Genomic DNA, 21,310 nt, shown 5'->3' with positions numbered 1-21,310 from the left:
GAAGTGCTTACGCTTGCTTCAGTTACACTGATTGAACCGTTGCCATCAGTATCTAGTTTTTCAAAATCGCCACCAGCGAGTGCTGATGCTGAAACCATTGATAGACCTGCGATAGATAGTGCTGCTAGTACGTTTTTCATAATCTAATCCTTCAATTGTGTTATTTTTTGAGTCAGGCACGTGGCCTAACCCATTGTTAAACTCAGTGCTAAATTAGCCTTCGTAATTTGCGTATTCAGACTTACTTAGCTCACCATCTGCGTTAGTGTCTAGATCTGCAAACTGCTCAGTTAATGAAGCGCTCACACTTGCTTCTGCTACACTGATTGAACCGTTGCCATCAGTATCCAATTTTTCAAAATCGCCACCAGCTAGTGCTGATGCTGAAACCATTGATAAACCTGCGATTGATAGTGCTGCTAATACGTTTTTCATAATCTTTTCCTTAAATTGGGGTATATTTTAAACTCTGCTATTATGTCGTCGGCTTGTGACTAGCCTTCAAAGTTATCAAACTCAGACTGGCTTAATTGGCCGTCTTGGTCGGCGTCAAGGTCTTTAAACTGCGCCATCAAATTTGGATTTGCTTTTGATTCGCCTAGTGAGATGTAACCATCTCCATCAACATCGTATTTATCAAACTCAGAGTTTGCGTGAGCACCTACTGATGCGAAAGAAAGTACAGCTGCTGATAGTGCGATTGCTAAAGTTTTCATAATCAGTTCCTCTCATATTTCTAAACTTGTCGTTTCTGCTTCTCTACGTTGGTTAGTGTTGAAGCGAATGTTTTTTGCTTTCGAGATAACTATTCCAACTTTGATGCCAAAGTTTAAAAGAATATAAAAATCAACAAGTTAAAAACAAAGATGAATTTTCATTAAGGATGGATTCAGTGAGATTGTTGCCATTTAGCAACAGGAGATGTCGAGATAAAATTAAAACTTATTTATTTTCAATAAGTTAAACTGTCGCATAAAAGCAACACCTTAAAAAATTAGGATGTAAGTGCAGCTCAAAGCGGTTAAGTTTCATGCGTCAATCATTCACATTCGGTATTGAGCAGAACCGCCAGAAAAAATTTTTATAAAAATATCGAAAATTTTTTCTTATAGTTTCTAAGAAACCAGGAAACAAACAAAACAACTTAAAAATCAATAAATTAAAACTAAAACCCATCTTAAAGTAATGGCTATAAAAGTGACAGCGTGGGCGGAAAACTGACGAAAAACACAAGTATTTTAAAAAAGTAGTAGAGAAAAGAGAGGAGTGTTGCTAAAAAGCAACATCCGCTAGATTGGTGTTAGATTACGAAACGGTACCCAACCTTGCAGCTCTGACTTTTTACTTGAGCACCACACCCAACCATTGAGTTGGTTATGCCCCAACAGGTGTTCACCTTGAACTACCGATAGTTCCTGAGCGGTATAGTCCATTAATGCAACACCTTGTTTGGGATTGACTAAGCAAAGCACTTGAGCAGGTACCCAACCAGACACTTGCTCCTCAGTTTCACAGAAATACCAATTGTCCCACCCCTCCTCGCCCTCATATTCTTCACCAACGGTCAATCTCGCACCTTGTTTAAACGTGATGGGGGTCGGAAACTCATTGATATGTTCCTTGATTACTTCGTATTCGATATCTAACTGCTTATTTTCCAAGTTTTAACTCCATGTACGTCAGCCATTAGACTGGCGCTTTAGCTCTTCTAGCATACGCTCATCGCCCATCAAGTTTTTGAGGATGGCTTTAACCTTAGGATCCGATGCATTTTCGTAGAGAGACAGCAAATCTTGTGCGATCCTTTGCTGCTGCTTTGGATCGGCGCCTGATTGAAAGTACTGTGACATCAACCCTTCTGCAGCGAGACTTTTCACGTAATCATTAGGCTCTTGCTCTAGCATTTTCACGAATGACTGTGACAAACGCTCATCAACGATAGGTGTACGCGACACGAGCTCAAGCGCCTGTAGCCTCAACTTTTCATCACTCATGTTATGCGTCATATTGAGGATAGATTCTACTGCTTGATAATCATATTGCTCTAATTCATTGCGATTTAGCATAAACATGTTCATTTGCAGCTGACTCATTGCCGCTAAACGTTCTGCCGCCGGCAAACTGTTATTTAGAATTTTCTGTTTTAAGTCGTTGCTGATTTGACTTGCGTACTCAGGATCAGTTTTGATCCGCATTTCGTAGTCTTCGGGTAAGTCTTCATAAAAGCCATAAATGGGGTTTTCTGCTTTCATCTCGTCGATTTTCTGCTGTTCACGCTTTTCTATCAAAGAGAAGATTAAAGACTCAAACTCATCCGGCGCCTGCTCAGAGAGTAAATCTGACTTTTCCATCGACAACGCCTGTAACCTCGTTTCAAGTTTATTGATCCGAGCCATTAACTGAGCAATTTGTTCAGACTCGTCAGTTGAAATCTGAGTGCCCTGCGTATACTGAGTTGCATTATAGTGAGGCTGTTGAGTAGGACTCTGATACACGTGCGTTGCCACAGGAGAGGTTGCTAATTTGGTTTGAATGACATTAAACCCAGAAAAAGCCAATGCAAGAACTGAGCATGAAAGCGCTATATTGAGTTTAAGATTAGACATGAACGAGTTACCCTTATAAAAAGTAGCAATGTAATAGATCTGCAAGACAAATACTGTAAATGATTGTACTGTAAATTGATACAGCAAGAGGCAATTACGCGGATAATTATTACACTTTGCTTAAGGTGGCAGAAACAAGCCCCCAAACAGCTTGCCATGATTGCCAACAAGGAATGACCGTGAATAATATACTGCAAACCGTCCACTATAAACCTATCACATTGCTTTTACTTGGCATTGCAACGGTTACGTCATTGCTTGGCAGCAGCCCACTTTGGCAAAGTCACCAAGCCTTATTTCAATGGATTTTACCATCAGCCGCACTACTTCTTGTGCTGCGATTAGGGTGGCATGTTCGCCAAACAAGCTTGGCTGCTAGTCCCAGTACTTTACACAAAGACATAAAACTCTGTTGGATAGCCCTGCTCTTATGTACTTGCGGAGATATCGTCAACTTCAATTTCTTTGAGCTTTATCATCGCCAAGATCAAACCATAAGGCATGACTACTTGATCGACTCTATTTGGTTTTTTGCCCTTGGCTATGGGCTTTTACTTGGACTGCTTATTCGATTTTTACGACGAGAATTTGCATTAACATTAGCAACCGCGACCGTGTTGGTTGTGGTGTCTATTACGTTATCGTCGCTTAGCTATAAAATGATGTACCTACCCACCATAAGCCAATACTCCCTGCTGTTGAGCGCAAGTTATAGCTTATTAGTGACCTTGCTCGGTGTTATTGGTTTTTGGCTTATTTTTCAAAACCTTAAACTCAACGAAAAAACCAACTACGCAGTTGCCAGCGGCTTTATCCTAGCCATGCTAGCGGATGCTATTATCGGTCAATTTTGGCTGTTCGCAAACCAAGGGGATGGCTACTTTCCCATTGCAAGGCACATTAATTGGGTCATCTATATTGGCTCGCAAACGCTACTATTATTGTTTCCTGTTGCCATGATAAAAACTAATGTTGCGAGGTGTAAAGCATAGGCAATAAAAAGGCCGAACGATGTCGGCCTTAACTATTTGCGCAATGTGCCGCGCTATATCGATAAGCGGCTTATCTTTTGACAATCGCATTGTGGTAAACGTTTTGTACGTCATCCACATCTTCAAGCATATTGATTAGCTTTTCGAATGTCTCGATTGCTTCTGGATCTTCGATTTCTACGTGAGTTTGCGGCACCCAAGTGATTTCGTCTACCTCAAACGTGATCCCCTCAAACGCTTCTGTCAGTGCAGTTTTCGCTTTGAAGTATTCAGTGTGAGGGGCGAAAACAGAAACTTGGCCGTCTTCAACTTCTACGTCAGTAACATCAACATCAGCCATCATTAGCGCTTCCAAAACTGACTCGTCGTCATCACCTGCAAATCCTAAGATTGCAAAGTGGTCAAACATATGCGCCACACAACCTGGGTTACCTAAGTTTGAACCAGTTTTGGTAAACGGTAAGCGAACATCTTTGATAGTACGGTTCATGTTGTCTGTTAAACAGTCAACGATGATCATGCTGTTGCCTGGACCGTAACCCTCGTAACGCGCTGGCGTGTAATCTTCACCTGCACCGCCTGCCGCTTTTTCGATTGCTTTATCAATAACGTGTGCAGGAACTTGATCTTTCTTTGCCTTGTCGATTAAACGACGTAGTGACAAGTTCGTTTCAGGATCTGCGCCGCCATTTTTAGCAACAACGTAAATCTCTTTTCCGTATTTTGAGTTTACTTTTGTTTTTGCCGCCGCCGTTTTTGCCATGGCGTTTTTGCGGACTTCAAATGCTCTGCCCATCTTAATGCTCGTTTTTATAAAAATTGGCGAAGATTTTACCAAGACATTTGAGTTACGGCTATACCCTTATTATCCGTGATGGTAATTTGCTTTAAGTCACACGATTATATGCTTGTTTTGCGGCTATTTTGTGGCGGACCTAAGCAACTTTACTATAGTTAATATTGTTAAAATTTACCGCTACGGGTGGCTTATATATGATTACGTTCGGCTTGGGAAAAGCAAAAAAGCAAGATGGACAAGATACAGCGCTATTTCAACACTTTAAGGCAACAACCCCTTACTTAGAAGTGGATTATCAAACAGATATTTTTCAGGTAAGTTCGGCCTTTAACCGTTTACTCGGATACCCAGTTACCCACGAGCTGAAGTCACTCGCTTTTATATGTCACACCTCAACCGATGCCGCCGTACTTAAGCGTGGACTCGCTAAACTTGAGCACCAAGCACATGCAAAGGTTGAGCTCTCTCTCAATACAGCGAATGACAACAAACCGAAGAAGTTATTACTTGAGCTGTCACGCACTCAAGAAGGCAGAATTTTAGTTATTGCGAATGACATCGGTCATTACCTCACCAACATTGCCAACATGAGTGCAAATTTACAAGCTTTATCAGCGTCCTTTGCGATTATTGAGTTTGACATGCACGGTAAAGTGCTGAGCGCGAATGACAACTTTTTGTCCGTTATGGGATACAGCTTAGAAGAAATACAAGACAAGCATCACAGTCTGTTTGTTAAGGATGACTACGCAGCCAGTGAGGAATATCAAGCATTTTGGCAACGCTTAAATAATGGCGAATTTTTTGAAGGTGAATTCGCAAGGCAAACAAAATCAGGTAAAACGATATGGATCCAAGCCACTTATAACCCTATTTTTGATGAACACAATAGACCTATTAAAGTCGTAAAATATGCCTCAGATATCACCGCACAAAAATCAAAAGCCGCTGACTTTCAAGGGCAAGTTGATGCCATCAAACAAACTCAAGCCGTTATTGAGTTTGACCCTTACGGCAACGTAAAGACTGCAAACAGGCTATTTTTAAATGCGGTTGGCTACACATTAAGTGAAATACAAGGTCAACACCATCGACTCTTTGTGGCACAAGAAGAAGCTGAGAGCAGCGAATATCAAGACTTTTGGCACGCTTTACGACAAGGTAAACATCAATCAGGTGAGTTTAAACGTCTAACCAAATCAGGAAACACTCTATGGATCCAAGCAACATATACCCCCATCTATGACGAAAATGGCCAGTTGGACAAAATCGTCAAATATGCCTCCGATATTACTCAAGCAAAACTGGCGTCTTTCGACTTTGCCGGACAACTCAAAGCCATCAATCGCTCGCAAGCTGTTATCGAGTTTGATTTGCAAGGTAATATTTTAAAAGCAAATGAAAACTTCCTGTCTGTTATGGGCTACAAGAAAGAAGAAATCATTGGCAAGCATCACAGCATGTTCGTCGACAGCTTTTACGCGCAAAGCAGTGAATACAAAGCATTCTGGCAGCGTTTAAAACAGGGCCAATTTGAAGCCGGAGAGTTTCACCGTTTCGGCAAAGGTGGCAAAGCAATCTGGATTAGTGCCACCTACAACCCAATTTTAGACGAGCAAGGCAAGCCGATAAAAGTCGTTAAGTTCGCAACGGACATTACCGAGCAAAAGGCCACTGCTGCTGATTTTGATGGTCAGCTTCAAGCCATTCGTAAGTCACAAGCCGTCATTGAGTTTGCAATGGATGGTACTATTTTATGGGCCAATGAGTCATTCCTAGATACGATGGGGTACTCACTTGACGAAATCAAAGGTAAACATCACCGTATTTTTGCTACACACGAACAGGCCACTAGCTCTGAATACCAGCAATTTTGGCAAAAGCTCAACCGAGGTGAGTTCGACTCAGGACAATACTTAAGATTGGCAAAACAAGGTCGAGAGGTATGGATCCAAGCGTCTTATAACCCTATCCTCGATCAACAAGGCCGTCCCTTTAAAGTCGTTAAATATGCAACGGATATCACAGAACAAAAACAAGCGGTTGAACATATTAAAAATGCTATCTTGGCAATGGAACAAGGTGATTTAAGACATAGGATCACCCACCACTTAGGTGGCGAGTTCTCGGTGCTGCAACAAGCGATGAACGGCTTATTCGATAAATTAAGCGACTTAGTTAACACCATAAACAATGGTGCAGAGCAAGTGTTTGATGTGGCTAAACAAATAGCGAATAACAACGAAGAACTCAATAGCCGCATTGAAAATCAAGCAGCGAGCTTAGAAGAAACCGCCGCCACTATGGAAGAGCTTACCGCTACGGTTAAAAAGAATGCGAGTAGCGCAAGTAATGCCGCAGAGAAAGCGACTATTGTTAGAGAAAAAGCACACTCAGGTAAAGCATCGATTGATGATGCCATTTCAGCAGTAGGTAAAATCGAATCTTACAGCACGAAAATCTCTGACATTATCAGTGTCATTGACGAAATCGCTTTCCAAACCAACCTCTTAGCACTCAATGCTTCCGTTGAAGCAGCCCGGGCTGGTGAGGCTGGACGCGGATTTGCCGTGGTTGCCGGAGAGGTAAGAAACCTTGCTCAACGTAGTGCATCAGCGGCACGTGAAATCAAAGCATTGATCAAAAATAGCGTTGATGCTGTGGCGCAAGGCAGCAAACTTGTATACGAGTCTGGCACGACTTTCGATGAGCTAATGCAATCAATTGCCGAGGTGAGCAAAATGGTGGCTGACATAGATAACGCTGGGAAAGAGCAAGCTGAAGGGATAGCTGCGGTTTCCACCACCATCGCGCAAATGGATAATATTACTCAGCAGAACGTTACTCTGGTTGAAACAACATCTCGTTCAGGTAGAAATATGGAAAATCAAGCCAAACTACTTACCGATCAAGTTGCATTTTTTCAACTAGATGAATAGTTAAGGGCGCACTATCTACACAACCACATACAAGTAATTTATCTGAATATACCCGTTGTACCCTTCATGCATCGGGTATGTTATGCTCGTCCCGCTGGTTAGTCCTCCTTTTGTTTATCGCTTTACCCATTTGGACTGTTTTATTAGACAAAAGGAAAAATGATGATAAGTCCAGTTACACCAAGCGATCACCAAGAACTACTGGCTGTTTGGGAAGACTCTGTGCGAGCCACTCATGATTTTATCACTGAGGCGGATATCGCTTATTTTAAACCTATTATTATTGAACAGGCATTTCCAAACGTTACGCTGCACTGTGTAAAAAATAGCGACTCGAATATTGTCGGTTTTATCGGTGTACATGACCGAAAAATCGAAATGTTATTTGTACTCGATAAGAGCAGAGGACAAGGTGTCGGTACTGAGTTACTTCGCTTTGCGCTTGAAACACAAAATGTGCAGTTTGTTGATGTCAATGAGCAAAACCCCGAAGCCGTCGGCTTTTATGAAGCTAAAGGTTTTGAAGTGTATGAGCGCTCACCAACTGACGATATGGGAAAGCCTTACCCAATCCTACGAATGCGACTTCTAACGTCAGCTTAATTCAAATATGGGCCTACGCAACGGGCCCATAATTTATCTTTGTCTAGCCAGAGCACTTAGAAAACGCCTAGCATACTGATATTTAAATCAGAGAAATCGATACAATCACATTACATACAGTAAACGAGCAGTTGAAAGTAAACGCACTAAAGCTGTTTGCTTGGCAAGTATTAGTAACCCGAGCTAATCACTTTCATTAAGGCCATCTCTTGATCGTTAAAAAACTTTGACCATTTACAATCATTTACTATTTAAATAAGAAGCACAATAAAATTTATCTCCATCTTTAAACTGGCTATTTTTCAATCTAAAGTCCCGCTTTTCAGTACAAAAACCAACCCAATCAAATTTATGTAATTAAAGTTAAATTGACAATCGCACACAAAATAAAATAAATGTAACAAAACAAAAACAAGGAGAGAAAAAATGATAAAACAGTTATTACTTACTTCCGCTCTATTCGGATTAGCAATTTGTTCGACTAATGCACTAGCAGATCAAGTGCTGTGCGCTGTAAGCCCTACTAGCACCCCTCAGGAAATGAAACCCGATTTTTGTGGGAGCCAAAGAGTAACATCCTCGAGACCCTACGTAAGCTTTCAATTTGAACCATCCAAACCTGTAGAGCATGTGACGTGGCGTTTCAGCACACCATTATCTGGTAGATGGGACTGTGGCCCAAGCACTGAGTGTGTTTTTTATGATGATGGGCTCGACAGCTCACCTTTGAGAGATGCAACAGCGTGTGTCACCAGAGTACTTTACAAAGATGGCACATGGAAAAGTATGAACGAATGCGCAACTGCGATTTATAACTTAGGTTCTAGGTTCTAGAGCTCATCACAAACCAATAATAATTTGAATTATAAGGAATATAAAAATGAAAAAAACGATAATTTCAAGCACACTACTTTTACTCGCTACAACTACCTACTCACAGCAAGCTGAAGCAGCACACGTTGAGTGCCTGATCGGTGGAACTAGTACACAACAGTTTTTTGAACCCGACTTCTGTTCAGCGATGGCTAACACAGACCGTCCCTCCGTTGCATTTAGATTCATCGCAGACAAAGATGTTGCAGATGTGGTTTGGTCATATAGTGCATCCGCTACAGGGAGCTGGAACTGTGGTAGCAGTACATACTGTAGCTTCCGCGATAATGGCAGACAAAATAACGATTTGTTCTACAATGCTTCGGCCTGTGTAACAAAAGTACTTTATAAAGATGGGACGTGGGAAAATACAAACCATTGCGCTAATGGGCATTACTCAAAGCAGTCAAGCAATCCATTCTAAGGGGTTATGCGTATGAAATTTTCAATATCAGCCTTGGTATTTCTCACGACTTCTGTCTTTTCAGGCCACGCCTCAAGCTCAGAAAGTGTACAATGTGTAATTAGCCCTACGAGTACCCCACAAGAGTGGCAAGATATGTGTGTAACTCATGATGTTATGTCACCAAAGCCTACTGTAAGCTTCCGTTTTCAATCGACAAAACCGATTGAGCAGGTTAGATGGAACTACAGTGCGTCCGCTACAGGCGTTTGGGATTGTGGTACAACACAATACTGTCAGTTTAAAGATAACGGTAGAGACTCGAGTAGTTTCAGAGATGCTAGAGCTTGCGTAACCCGAGTTTTATACAAAGATGGAACTTGGAAAGACACTAACGAATGCGCACAAGCTTTGTATGGAACTGGAAATCGTTCTAGATAGTGTCAATGGATAAAAATGAAGCTTTGCATTCATATAAAGCTTCATTTTTATTTACCAAACTCAGAAAATAAATTGGGGTAATCTACTTCAGCAAGCTGCATACTATTTGGCAGGCAATCATTTCTCATAAAAGTCATTAGTTCTGGGTGCTTCTCACATAGCAACACATCCAATGCTAAACGATTTTTTCCATACACACCTCGATGTATCATATTGGCTGAAAATACAAGAAGATCTCCGGCCTTTAGCGCTATAACCTCACTGTTAGGTAGATTGTTATGGTTTCGATACCCTGCCTGTTCTAACCTGACATTTAGCTCTTGAGGTAAGTCCCAACGTTTATGAGTACCCGGGATCAGCTCTATTCCTGGTTCATCTTCCAATGCTAACCGAAAATGAACAACTTCAGGCCCCAACAACAATGCTTGTTTTTGCTCCTCAATGGTTAAATGATATTGAGGATCTCGATGCCAATAATTTAGTTGGCTTGCATTCACGGGATTAAAGAATAGTTGAGTATTCATAAACCCAAACTCACGCGTGAATATCGTTGACGCGAGCTTAAAGAGTGAAGCAGAGGCAATAAATTTAAAAAGGACAAGCCTTTGCTGTTCGTCTAGATACTTTGGTGCGGTAAGATAAGCAGAATTGACTGCCTTATTTTGATAAAAGTCACTATTATCATTCTGCCAGGCTCGATGGAATGCTAAAACAACCTGCTTTATCTTATTAAGCTCAGTGGAGGATATAAACTTGGGTTTTAGAACGTAACCACACTCATCAAAATTATGAACCGACTTTCCCATCACTTATCGACCTCTGACATTGCAGAAAACTCTCCGATAACTAAACCAATTTCATTTTGCCTCATATCGTACTCTTCCATTTATGGAGCGTGTTTAACCTGAGGTTTGGATTACCAACATCATATATCATGGGGTTTATCTGGTGATATAAACAAGGTAATGTTGTTGCAAGAGTCATGAAACAATTGGCTTCAACCTTAGAGCATATAGTTTTAAAGCATCATTTACGGATTGCAGGCTGATTGCTTCGCTGTTTGACTCTAGCTTTTAAATTTTGCAATCACAGCGCGTCTAAAATGACTTCAGCCTTACTTACTTCAAATTGCTTAGGTTGTTCTACATTGAGCTTTGTCACAACACCATCTTCAATAATCATAGCGTAACGCTGCGAACGCACACCGCCAAATGCTGCGGTATCCATTTCGAGCCCCAACGCCTTGGTAAAGCTTGCATCGCCGTCTCCAAGCATCATAATTGCTTCTGCATTTTGTGCATCACCCCAAGCTTTCATTACGAAGGCATCGTTTACTGATATACATGCGATAATATCAACACCTTTTTCAACAAACTTATCTGCATTCACGACAAAACCAGGTAAATGAGATGCTGAGCAAGTTGGTGTAAAGGCACCAGGAACTGCGAAAAGTACAACTTTCTTACCTGAAAAAAGTGTCGTTACTTCATGATGAATCATACCGTCAGAGGTGAGCTCGCTCAGCTCTGCATGTGGTAATTTTTTTCCAACTTCAATCATTGTTTACGTCCTTAAAATTAGGGCTAAATGCCTATATTTTATTACTTAGCCAAAAGTCACTATTAGTGCTACATTTGGATTCGTTTTATATCCACTTGCGGGATTTCATAACCGGTAAATAGCAGCCATTGTTTTTCTGCTATGTATGTAAGACCGCGACTTCGGCTAAAGCTGCGCTCTGGAACTCGGATAATATCTTTGTGCGCATTATTGGCAAAGTCAAAATAGCTAATACGAAAATCACCACGCTGAACATACAAATAATAGAGCCCTGAATCAGAAACAGACCAACTTGCACTTGAGGCCAAATGTGCATTTTTAAATAAAAGCGTTTTGTCTCCAGTTGTAATCTCCATACGCCACATTTCTTGCGGTTCGCTTTTATATACATACAACACCCCATTATGTTCAACTACGGTGGTGCCCGCCGTTAACTTCACTGGTTCGCTTTTTGAATCAACAAAAACGCGAAATACATTATTACCATCAGAAATATAAATTGAGCTGCCATCTTGAGACCAACTGGGTTTACCGTGATATTTAAGCCCTGTTTCTAACCGTGTCACTTGTTGAGTAACCATGTCCAAAAGTTGAAGTTGACTTCCTTTATGTGACTTTGTCGTGAAAATCGCTTTAGTACCATCCGGGGACCAAGCAGGATGCATTGCCTGTAGCCCAAGCGCAGTCAGCTGTTTTCGTTGATCACCTTCCAAATTAGAAACCCAGATTTCATCAAATCCTGATTGATTGGACACGAAAAGTAAACGCTCCGATACCGATGAGTAACTGGGATAACGAAAACTAGTTTGTGACTGTAATAGTGGAAAGGGTGAACTGGCAACTTGCGCATTAAGGTCAAGCTTCATAATGGAGGTATTAATATTCCAATCATGAAAATACAAATATCCAGAACGACTAAAGCTTGGGTAACTTAGGCCATCAAATGGTAGCGTCCCTAACACTTTACCATCGAGCGCCAGTTTATAGGCCGTACGAGCACCGTGTTCAATCGATGATACAACTAAATAATCATCAGTTGGATGCCAGCTTATTCCCCGTAAATCGTCATGCCCGCTTAGTAGAGTAATTTCCTTCCCAGTCTCTAGACTTTTTAAATATAAATTCTCAAGCCCATTGGGTAGGTTTCGACTAATCACTATTCGCTTGGCGTCGGGTGAAAGAGCTATGCTCTCAAGCTCACTCCCCTGACAATCTAACTCACAGCCCAACTCAGTTGCTGTTTTATCATTTAAATTCAATAAGGTTACTTTTGGGTTACCAGCTGGCTGCTTGGCGATAAATCCAAGGAGGTTTTTCTCTGCGGAATAAGTTAAAACGGTTGTTATGTCTGCAACACAGTTTGCTATTTTTGACTTTTTACCCGTCACTACATGTAACGACTTGATGGTACATTTCCCTGCATGTTTCTCTATATAAAATAAAGTTTGATTATCTCGGCTCCATACTGACACGGATGCATTTTCAGGACCATCAGTTAGCGCCTTGAGAGGGGCTTCTGGTTTCAGTAAGTTCTTTAAATATAACCCTGCATGGCTCCCAAACTTACGCCATGCAAATGCCAAGTATCGTTCATCCGGAGAGGTGCTAGGAAATAACTCACGACCTGGAAAGTCTGTTACTTCTTCAAGTTGTTGCTTAGGCTGGAAAACTTGAAAATAAAGAAAGGCAATAAATACAATCAATAATATTGCCACAACACCAACTGCTTGCGTCGATAAAGTCGAGCTTTGCTTAGTGGGTGTATCGCAGGCTTCTATAAAAATGGGTTCAATCTTTAATCTATATCCAGACTTTCTTATCGTTTCTATTATTTCGTAATCTTCCTTGTCACTCCCATCTTCGCTGGCGCTACTCAGTGCTTTGAAAGTTTTGCGAAGATGCCAAATGGCATTGGTAAGTGCTTTCTCTCCAACAAATAGATTCCCTCCCCAAACCTCTTTTATTATTTCTTCTCTCGCAACAACGTTCGGATAAGCACGCGCTAGTACCGTCAGCACTTCAATAAATTTTGGTTGCACGCAACATACCTGTCCTTTACTGGATAGTATATGTCCAACCGGATCAATATTGACATGTAGTAACTGATAAGTCGCGCTGTGCTGCATTTTTCCAACCATGAGTAAACACGATGTAAATCATACCTAAATTAGCGACCAAAAGACAAAATTAACGCGATAAACATCATGATAGAAATTCACTCCCACCCTAAAAAAACAATATAAACAATTGAATTTAATACTTATTTTTCAATAGATATTAAATAGAGATAAAAACGTCAAAGAATAGATGTCGAATTTATTGCGTGAACATTAGCGATAGTCACAATGGGTAAAATGAGAAGCCGTAGTTTTTTGTAGTTTAATCAGCACAATAAGATACGTACTTCTTTCTTCAAGCCCCAAAAATAAACAACAATCAGAAATTAAAAAAGAGGGACTCCCGTGTCACCTAACAATAATATTAAATTACTCGCCCTATCTATCGCGCTCGCCTGCAGCAATATGGCAACTGCCGAAGAGCAACAAATCGACCGTCAGCAAGTTGAACAAAATAATGCGGTAGTTAAAGCACAAAATGAAGATAAATCACTAGAAAAGATCGTCGTCACCGGTTCCCGCATCAAACGTGATAGCTTTTCAGTGTCAACCCCTATCGCCACAATGGGAGCCGAGTCGCTAAATGATGCAGGTTTAGGTTCGCTTTCAGATATTCTTTTTGAAGAAATGCCCCAAGTGAGTGAGGGGACCGGTAATGGTAACTCGCAAAGCAGTGTGCAAAATACCGGACTTTCAACTATCGACTTGCGCGAATTGGGTGTTAGCCGAACACTCACTTTGATCGACGGAAGAAGAGTCGTATCCAACAGCTATTCGGGTAACTATGTCAGCCTATCAACCATCCCTAAAGGTATGGTTGAGCGAGTTGAAATTATCACTGGAGGCGCTTCTGCAGCGTATGGCTCCGATGCCATTGCAGGTGTCGTTAATATTATTACTCAACAAGACCAGGAAGGGGCAACATTTAGTGCCCGAGGCGGTGAAAGTACCGAAGGTGGCGCTCAGGAATACACAATAAGTGCGGACTACGGCACAACTTACCATGATGGCAGAGGCTACCTTTTCATTAGTACCTCATACGACGAAGAAAAAGGATTGAGCTACTGGGACAGGAAACGTGCTCAGCAACAAGATAGCTGGGATTATGATGATGATCGTATGTGCAATGTAATGCTCACAGCAAACTACGATCCAGATACCAAAAGCGCTTACCGTTGCATGAAAGATATTGATAAATCACAATGGACTAGTTTGAGCGACTCTATCCCTGGTGGTGTATTTGATGAGTCAAGTAGCACTAAGCCAAACTCAGGTTTTTGGTATGATGGCACAACCTTACGCGACGATTGGCAAGAAGAACTCCATGGTATCCACATCAACCAGTTCACTATGTTGAGAGTACCGGACAAAGACCTCTCTGCGGCAGTAAAAACAGAGTATGAGTTTGACTCAGGTATTGAAGCTTACTTTCAAATGCAATACAGCCGAAATACCTCGCGCAACGTAAAGTCGCCTGAAAGCGAGGATGAATGTGATGCGATTGTTACCTATGATCCAAATAGCGGTCAATTTGGCTCAGACTGTATGGGTCGGATTCCGTATGATAACCCCTATATGCCAGAAGCAATTCGTGCAGAGGCTAGCTCCAAAGGCGTGAAGTGGGATCGGCTATTCACCGAAGTGGGAAATATAATCACTAGTAATGAGAGAACAACTATCAGATCTTGGGGTGGGTTACGTGGTTATATTTGGAATGACTGGGAGTGGGACGTTTCTGTTGGCTACGGCAAATTTAAGCAAGAGCAAACCCGCAGTAACGAAATTTACGTTGCACGAGTCAAACAAGCGCTAAATGCTGAACGCCTTGATGATGGTACGGTTCAGTGTAAAGATGAGCAAGCACGTAGCCAAGGCTGTGTACCAATCAACCTTTTCGGCGAAGGCTCGATCACACCTGAAGCGGCGGATTATATTCGCGCTAATCCCGCTATTACGACTGATATAGACCAAGTGACTATTTCTGGCTTTATTACTGGTGATTTATTTGAACTTCCAGCGGGCTCCGTTGGCTCGGCATTTGGCTTTGAATATCGAAAAGACACGCAGAGCGTATCGACTAACGTGCCAAATGGTGGCGTAACATTTAACTATGTTCCTACATTTGAAGGCGATGTGAGTGTTCGTGAAATCTTCGGTGAGTTGTCACTGCCACTATTAAAAGACGCACCGATGGCCAAGTCACTTAGCGCCGAGGTTTCTGCACGTATCGCAGATTACAGCTGGGCAAACACAGGATTAATCCAAAGCTACAAAGCAGGTTTCATTTACGAACCAATCGAAGGCTACTCTATTCGTGCTAATTGGGCTCGAGCAATGAGAGCTCCAACAATAACAGAGCTAATGTCACCACCTCGTGGAGACTATGATAGCTTTGATGATATCTGTGATGGTGTTACCGCGACGTCAACAGATGCAGGCCACGACAACTGCCGTAAAGATGCGGGAATACAAGCCGCTATCGCCGCTGAAGGTACTTTTGAAGACGAAAATAACGGCTACTCACCTAATTCAGGAAATAGCGAGCTGTTTGAGGAAACCGCAGATACTATCACCATTGGCTTATCTTTAGCGCCTTCCTTTGCACCGGATTTTAGAATTGCGCTAGATTACTACGACATTCAAATTGATGATGCGGTAAGCTCACTTGCTAACGAAGACATCATTAAGTTCTGTTATGCATCATCAATGGAATTCGGTGACGGTAACGAGTTTTGTCGTGATGTTAAACGCGATGAAGAAGGCCAGATTTATGAAGTTAATCAACGTGTCATTAATACCGATGAGATCCGCACCAAAGGTTACGACATCGCACTCGAATATGTGTATGACGCTAGCGACTACGGTAGCTTTAAGGTGAAAGCAGACTGGACACATGTTATCGAATACTCAATCACCAGTACGGGTCCTGATGGACAATACGAAGACCTTTATGAAGGCTACCTCAGCACCGATATCTTTGAAGACAAAGGCGCTATTTCACTAACTTGGTATAAGAATGACTGGCGTGTACGCTTTAGCACAAAATATAAAGGTGCAGTGGAAGCCAGCCGTTCGAGATATGAAGACTGGCAAGCTGCTATCGAGAAGAATAATGAACGCTGTGCAACAGGTGAAACAACCTGTATAGCCAATCCAGAGCCCCTATGGCAAGGTGCACTGCCATCAGTAACGACTCATAGCTTAACGGTAAACTACAGCATGGAGCTAGGCGATAACCGCACTCTCTCTGTTTATGGTGGTGTGAATAACCTGTTCGACGAAAAAGGTCCGTTCATCGTCGGCGGTACAGGTAATTTTGATAGCGCCTATGGCTCAGGTGTTGGCCGTTTTGCGTTTATTGGAGCAAAATACCAGTTTTAGACTTCTGCATTGATCCGAGGGGCTACCACTGAGTAGCCCCTTATCTTTACAAACCAAAAAGTGTATCGCGTAACTTATCTGAGATTTTGTCAATCTCTGCATTGCATTGGTTGTAGCCTTGGCAATTAATAATTGCACTCATAACCATGTTTTTTGACGGCAGATACCAATTTAACGTCGCATACCCAATCTCAGCACCGTTATGATGATAAACAGGTTCATTTCCGACGTGCTCACTAAAGATACCCATGCTGTATTGCTGTCCGGTGACATCAGTATCCACCCATACGGATTCTCCTAGCAATTGCTCACGCACATTAGCGGGAATATCTGGGCTAGTTATCATGATTTTAAATAAGTCACCAAGATCCTTAGCCGTCGATACAATCGGCGCATCAGCCACACCAATATTGGCATAGTAAGGCTGCGTATTAATTTCATTACCCTCACCATCAACAAAGTACCCTGATGCAATTTCACCAAATGCCTTTTCGATCCCTCCATAACTCATACTACTTAAGCCAAATGGTTCAAAGATATACTCACGCATCGCCTTTGAGTGATGCCCCCCTAAAACTTTATCCATAATTAGGCCCGCCAATAAATACCCAGTATTAGAATATTTCCACGCAGCTCCGGGTTTGAAATTGGCGTCTTGATTGAGGGCAAACTGCAGCGCAAAGCTGTCCGTTTTTATTAAGTCTGGCTGTTGTAATACTGCAGCAAAAAATTCACCGTTAGCATCATTGAGATAATCATATAATCCAGCCGTATGATTGAGTAATTGCCGAACATACATTTCGTCACCGTTTTCTATCTGTTGTAAAAGTTCGTCAGACAAATAATCACTTATCGGTGCATCTAGATCTAATAACTGTTGTTCATGCAACATCGCCATTAAGAGCGCTGTTACTTTTTTCCCCGCACTGCCATTTGGGATCCTAGCGTCCGTGGTCATGGGTATCGTATTTTCTTTATCTGCTAACCCGGCAGCACCATAAAATTGAAGCGTAGGCGAGTCAATATAAAGCACAATACCAGGGATACCCGCTTCAACACTTTGTTCGAGCATCGCTTGAAAATCAACCTCGGCTACGGGAGGAGAGACAGGGCTCGGTTTAGGGTTAGACGTCGACTGACTATCATTACAGCCAAATAATGACAGTCCACCACACAATAATGTGACCAGTTTTAGTGTTCTCATGAGAAATACCTCGTTTCGTTTAAGTGATAAAACAATAACTAAGGTATGTACGCCATGCTGTCTCTGACTTTTTCAAAATGTATCAAACAGTAACGACTTCCTTTATTTTCATGCATAATGTCAGACCATTATGGAAGGCCAGAACAAGCTTGATACAATTCGATACAACTTGCAGAAAGTCGATACAGCTATACTCGCTTACACTCACTACAGTAACTAGCAAATTAATAACTAATAGAAATTGCTATGAAAACACATTTATTGATTGCAGCCTCACTTATGGCCGCAAGTGCAGCGCAGGCCAAAAGCACTGACGCAAAAAAAGAAGGTCACGGCTATTTGGCCATTGGTTACGGGATCAATTACAACAGCGATATTTACAATAATGCCGAGACCTCGCTTTCGCCCACTGTACATGGCGCCTACTATTTTAGTAATGGTCTATTTGTCGAGTTTCCAGGCCGCGCTGAGAAGTATGACCCAGCACTTGCACTCGGTTATCAGTTTTATGAAACAGAAAATTGGGAATTTGATGCCCTACTCTCAACCGCTCATGGGCGAATAAATTACCGTTTTGGCGGGACTCGCTATGAGCTAAACACTTCGTCTTATCTTGGGGTAAGAGCTACAGGGAATGTATTTGGCTTACAAATTAGAGCTATTGTTGCACCAAAAGTGATTAACTCAGATTATTCAGATGGTCGCTACGCTTCATTGTGGATCTCTAAGCCTTGGCAATACAAAAACTGGCACTTTTATAGCGCAGTCGGTGCACAATACCGAAACTCGGCCATGTTAGATTATTACTACGGTGGCGCACCATTTAAAGATTACGATGCCAAAGGTGGGGCTAATCTTGGGGTAAAGCTCGGATTTTCACGCGCTTTAACAGAAAATTGGATAGTCGATGGCCACGTCAGCTACACCAAATATGCATCAGGTATTATGGATAGCCCTATCACTAAAGCAATTGTCAGTTTTAACGATAGAATTGAGCACGGTGAAAGCATTGGCCTGTCACTTAGCTACGTATTTTAAGGAGCTAAATATGAAAAAACGACTATTTGGCTTAGCCCTACTCGCTATGCAAACTCAAGCGAAAGAAGAAATTAAGGTCCCCGTATGGACCGTAAAACCAGGGCAATGTGTTGCGCTCGAACAAGGTCAGCAATGTTTTATCGACCTCTCAGTGACCTGGCAAACCTCTGTGACCGGTAACTTTTGTCTCCATGCCGATGAAAAAGAGCTGGTTTGTTGGCAGCAGCAAAAAACCGCGAGTTGGCAAGGCGAGATTTTAGTTGAGAAAGATTTGCTCATTACCTTAGAAGATAACAAGGATATTCTCGCAAGCTATGCTCTGCAATATGCTTGGGTGTTTAAACAACAAAAAAGTAACGCCGTGCGTTGGCGACTTTTCTAGGAGTAGTTGTGGTAGCCGAGTTAGTCCTAATAGAAGACGATAAAGAGTTGGCCCAGTGGCTGAGTGATTACCTCTCTACCAAAGGATTTTCAGTGCGGCTATATCATGATGGTCAAGACGGGCTGGAGCACGTTTTAGCCTCTCCCCCCGACTTGGTGATTTTAGATGGTATGCTGCCAAGTTTAGATGGCTTTGAAGTCTGCAAGCAACTGCGTCTGTCGCTCAGCATCCCAATTTTGATGCTCACCGCACGGGATGAGGAAATTGACGAAATTATCGGCTTAGAAATGGGGGCTGACGACTACCTCAAAAAACCTGTAAGAGGCCGGTTATTAGAAACTCGTATCAAAGCGCTATTAAGGCGTCATCAACCTCAACACCAAGCGCCCAAAGCAACACTTGAGTTTGGCACACTCTACATTAATAAAGAAGATAGGAACGTTACCCTTGCAAAGCAGCCAGTTAACTTATCCAGCAATGAGTTTGATGCGCTTTGGGTACTTGCCAGTAAAGCCGGACAAATTGTTACCCGAGATGAGCTTACTAAAGCACTCAGAGGATTTGATTATGATGGGTTTGACCGCTCTATAGATTTGCGTATTTCGCGCTTGAGAAAGAAGCTAGGTGACGATGGCCAAGACCCATTTAAAATAAAAACGGTATGGGGTAAAGGATATCAGTTGGCGAAGGACGTGTGGTAATGTGGCGCTTTGTGTTTGCTTTACTGACCATCTTAACGCTTACAAGCGTTATCACAGGTCAGGTGTTTGATAAGCTTATCGCCGCATCCTCCGAGAGTAATGAAGCGCATTACGATCCACTTAGCACAACCGCACCAATTATTGCCGCAATGGCTAAAGACAACATACCTGAGTCACAAATTACTGCGCTTCCACTGCACCAAACAATAACCGCTCAACTTATACCAAGGGCCGACTATCCACTCCCTGCGAGCTTAAGCAGCACACTCTCACAACAGCGACTTATTTACCTCGAAAGCGAATCATCAGTAAGCGCTTGCATACTTACAAGCCAAGATAATATCTATATCTTGACAATGCCGAAGCAATTCCAGACTAAATATGGCCTGCTCATGACCTTGTTGTTTTACACTATCGTTCTGATTGTTGTCGTCGCCTTTTTAACCCCATTTATTGCTAGGCTGTTAAAGCTCAAAAATGCCGCACATCAGCTGGGTAAAGGCGAACTCAACGCCCGCGTGCAAGTCGGTACGGTATGGTACTTAAAGGATATTGAGCAAGCGTTTAATCAAATGGTACGACAAATAGCCGGGTTAATGACTGACATGAAGCTATTAAGCAGCGGACTTTCTCATGAACTACGTACGCCACTTGCAAGGGTAAGAATGGGGCTAGACACACTGGTTGAAACTCATGATGATGAGCTGCGGGCACAGTACGAAGATAGGATCAACCAAAACCTTGATGAAATGGAGCAAGTGATTGATGCTATTTTAGATTACGCAAGATTGCAGCACCGCCTTGACGACTTGGAACTTCAGCCTGTTGACTTGAATGCGATGGCTCACCAGTTAGCCAATAACGCCCACCATCATGACTTAATACTAAAACTTTCGTCAAAACCTTGCTGGATAATCGGTGAAGGCCAGTACTTACGCATGCTAATCAATAACTTATTATCTAACGCGATAAAATATGCCAACGCTAAAATATCACTAGAAACCCGAGTCGATAATGGCAAGGTTAAGTTTATTATTGAAGACGACGGGATAGGTATAAGTAACGAGGTTCGAGACAAAGTGTTACTACCATTTTATCGCGACGATTCTCAATCACAATCAGGGTATGGAATTGGCTTGGCCTTTGTGCAACGTATAGTCACTCGTTTTGGTGGTACCATCGTAATTCAAAAAAGCCCCGCGCTGGGCGGGGCCAAAATCACTGTTTCGCTGATACAGACTCAGCAAAAGTAACGTTAACTCTGAAGCTGT

The 21,310-nt window shown here is 42.1% G+C and carries 19 protein-coding genes and 1 pseudogene; 10 read left to right on the top strand and 10 right to left on the bottom strand.

Translation table 11 applies throughout. The features are described from left to right. The 5 genes and pseudogenes from L3V43_RS18980 to L3V43_RS18960 form a co-directional block, all read right to left on the bottom strand. Nucleotides 1-140 (bottom strand): annotated as a pseudogene (locus tag L3V43_RS18980) (EF-hand domain-containing protein); the annotation flags it as partial. Nucleotides 141-213: 73 nt separating this feature from the next. Continuing rightward, nucleotides 214-435: an EF-hand domain-containing protein gene (locus tag L3V43_RS18975; protein WP_010603892.1), complete on the bottom strand. Its 222-nt coding sequence runs from the start codon at nt 433-435 to the stop codon at nt 214-216. Nucleotides 436-494: 59 nt separating this feature from the next. Beyond that, a complete protein-coding gene (locus L3V43_RS18970; RefSeq protein ID WP_010375679.1) occupies nt 495-716 on the bottom strand; it encodes a calmodulin in 222 nt (73 codons plus the stop codon). A gap of 573 nt (nt 717-1,289) precedes the next feature. Further along, complete coding sequence (locus L3V43_RS18965) at nt 1,290-1,661, bottom strand: SH3 domain-containing protein (protein WP_237117151.1); 372 nt, start codon at nt 1,659-1,661, stop codon at nt 1,290-1,292. Nucleotides 1,662-1,679: 18 nt separating this feature from the next. Beyond that, nucleotides 1,680-2,606: a hypothetical protein gene (locus L3V43_RS18960; RefSeq protein WP_102058280.1), complete on the bottom strand. Its 927-nt coding sequence runs from the start codon at nt 2,604-2,606 to the stop codon at nt 1,680-1,682. A 179-nt stretch (nt 2,607-2,785) separates the two neighbouring features. On the opposite strand from L3V43_RS18960, the gene L3V43_RS18955 reads away from it, so the two are divergent. Continuing rightward, nucleotides 2,786-3,598, top strand: a complete 813-nt coding sequence (locus tag L3V43_RS18955; RefSeq protein ID WP_237123940.1) for a hypothetical protein — start codon at nt 2,786-2,788, stop codon at nt 3,596-3,598. Between the two features lie 70 nt (nt 3,599-3,668). Here the strand turns inward: L3V43_RS18955 and L3V43_RS18950 are convergent, their stop codons facing one another. Continuing rightward, nucleotides 3,669-4,394, bottom strand: a complete 726-nt coding sequence (locus L3V43_RS18950; protein WP_010375669.1) for a YebC/PmpR family DNA-binding transcriptional regulator — start codon at nt 4,392-4,394, stop codon at nt 3,669-3,671. Between the two features lie 197 nt (nt 4,395-4,591). On the opposite strand from L3V43_RS18950, the gene L3V43_RS18945 reads away from it, so the two are divergent. The 4 genes from L3V43_RS18945 (at nt 4,592) to L3V43_RS18930 (ending at nt 9,656) form a co-directional block, all read left to right on the top strand. Next, nucleotides 4,592-7,336 (top strand): methyl-accepting chemotaxis protein, encoded by a 2,745-nt coding sequence (locus L3V43_RS18945; protein WP_237117153.1) that lies wholly within the window; start codon nt 4,592-4,594, stop codon nt 7,334-7,336. A 162-nt stretch (nt 7,337-7,498) separates the two neighbouring features. Continuing rightward, nucleotides 7,499-7,939 carry a GNAT family N-acetyltransferase gene (locus L3V43_RS18940; RefSeq protein ID WP_102058278.1) on the top strand — a complete coding sequence of 147 codons (441 nt, stop codon included), beginning with the start codon at nt 7,499-7,501 and terminating at the stop codon, nt 7,937-7,939. A gap of 880 nt (nt 7,940-8,819) precedes the next feature. Continuing rightward, the gene (locus L3V43_RS18935) at nt 8,820-9,236 is read left to right on the top strand and encodes a hypothetical protein (protein WP_010603900.1); all 417 of its coding nucleotides are present in this window, start codon (nt 8,820-8,822) and stop codon (nt 9,234-9,236) included. Between the two features lie 12 nt (nt 9,237-9,248). Next, on the top strand, nt 9,249-9,656 hold the full coding sequence (locus tag L3V43_RS18930) for a hypothetical protein (RefSeq protein ID WP_157782766.1): 408 nt from the start codon (nt 9,249-9,251) through the stop codon (nt 9,654-9,656). 47 nt (nt 9,657-9,703) lie between these two features. Here the strand turns inward: L3V43_RS18930 and L3V43_RS18925 are convergent, their stop codons facing one another. From L3V43_RS18925 to L3V43_RS18915, 3 genes are all read right to left on the bottom strand, one after another. Further along, nucleotides 9,704-10,462, bottom strand: a complete 759-nt coding sequence (locus tag L3V43_RS18925; protein ID WP_102058277.1) for a phytanoyl-CoA dioxygenase family protein — start codon at nt 10,460-10,462, stop codon at nt 9,704-9,706. A 280-nt stretch (nt 10,463-10,742) separates the two neighbouring features. Next, the gene (locus tag L3V43_RS18920; protein WP_102058276.1) at nt 10,743-11,216 is read right to left on the bottom strand and encodes a peroxiredoxin; all 474 of its coding nucleotides are present in this window, start codon (nt 11,214-11,216) and stop codon (nt 10,743-10,745) included. Nucleotides 11,217-11,284: 68 nt separating this feature from the next. Next, nucleotides 11,285-13,342: a winged helix-turn-helix domain-containing protein gene (locus tag L3V43_RS18915; protein ID WP_233525259.1), complete on the bottom strand. Its 2,058-nt coding sequence runs from the start codon at nt 13,340-13,342 to the stop codon at nt 11,285-11,287. Nucleotides 13,343-13,678: 336 nt separating this feature from the next. Here L3V43_RS18915 and L3V43_RS18910 point away from each other — a divergent pair, with 336 nt between their 5' ends. Further along, nucleotides 13,679-16,714: a TonB-dependent receptor gene (locus tag L3V43_RS18910; RefSeq protein ID WP_237117154.1), complete on the top strand. Its 3,036-nt coding sequence runs from the start codon at nt 13,679-13,681 to the stop codon at nt 16,712-16,714. Nucleotides 16,715-16,760: 46 nt separating this feature from the next. Here L3V43_RS18910 and L3V43_RS18905 read toward each other — a convergent pair whose 3' ends face one another. After that, on the bottom strand, nt 16,761-17,918 hold the full coding sequence (locus tag L3V43_RS18905; RefSeq protein ID WP_237117155.1) for a serine hydrolase domain-containing protein: 1,158 nt from the start codon (nt 17,916-17,918) through the stop codon (nt 16,761-16,763). A 246-nt stretch (nt 17,919-18,164) separates the two neighbouring features. Here L3V43_RS18905 and L3V43_RS18900 point away from each other — a divergent pair, with 246 nt between their 5' ends. From L3V43_RS18900 to L3V43_RS18885, 4 genes are read left to right on the top strand one after another with little or no spacing between them, the layout of a single operon-like run. Further along, nucleotides 18,165-18,956, top strand: a complete 792-nt coding sequence (locus tag L3V43_RS18900) for a MipA/OmpV family protein (protein ID WP_010603906.1) — start codon at nt 18,165-18,167, stop codon at nt 18,954-18,956. Between the two features lie 10 nt (nt 18,957-18,966). After that, a complete protein-coding gene (locus tag L3V43_RS18895; protein ID WP_102058272.1) occupies nt 18,967-19,338 on the top strand; it encodes a DUF3019 domain-containing protein in 372 nt (123 codons plus the stop codon). Nucleotides 19,339-19,346: 8 nt separating this feature from the next. Then, on the top strand, nt 19,347-20,039 hold the full coding sequence (locus L3V43_RS18890) for a response regulator transcription factor (RefSeq protein WP_237117156.1): 693 nt from the start codon (nt 19,347-19,349) through the stop codon (nt 20,037-20,039). Then, nucleotides 20,039-21,292, top strand: coding sequence for an ATP-binding protein (locus L3V43_RS18885; RefSeq protein WP_237117157.1), 1,254 nt, complete (start codon nt 20,039-20,041; stop codon nt 21,290-21,292). Before L3V43_RS18890 ends, L3V43_RS18885 begins: the two co-directional genes overlap by 1 nt. The last annotated feature ends 18 nt before the right edge of the window (nt 21,293-21,310 follow it).

It is taken from the genome of Pseudoalteromonas sp. L23, from assembly GCF_021728455.1.
In the GTDB taxonomy this organism is placed as follows: domain Bacteria; phylum Pseudomonadota; class Gammaproteobacteria; order Enterobacterales; family Alteromonadaceae; genus Pseudoalteromonas.
This window is presented reverse-complemented; position numbering and strand designations above follow the sequence as displayed.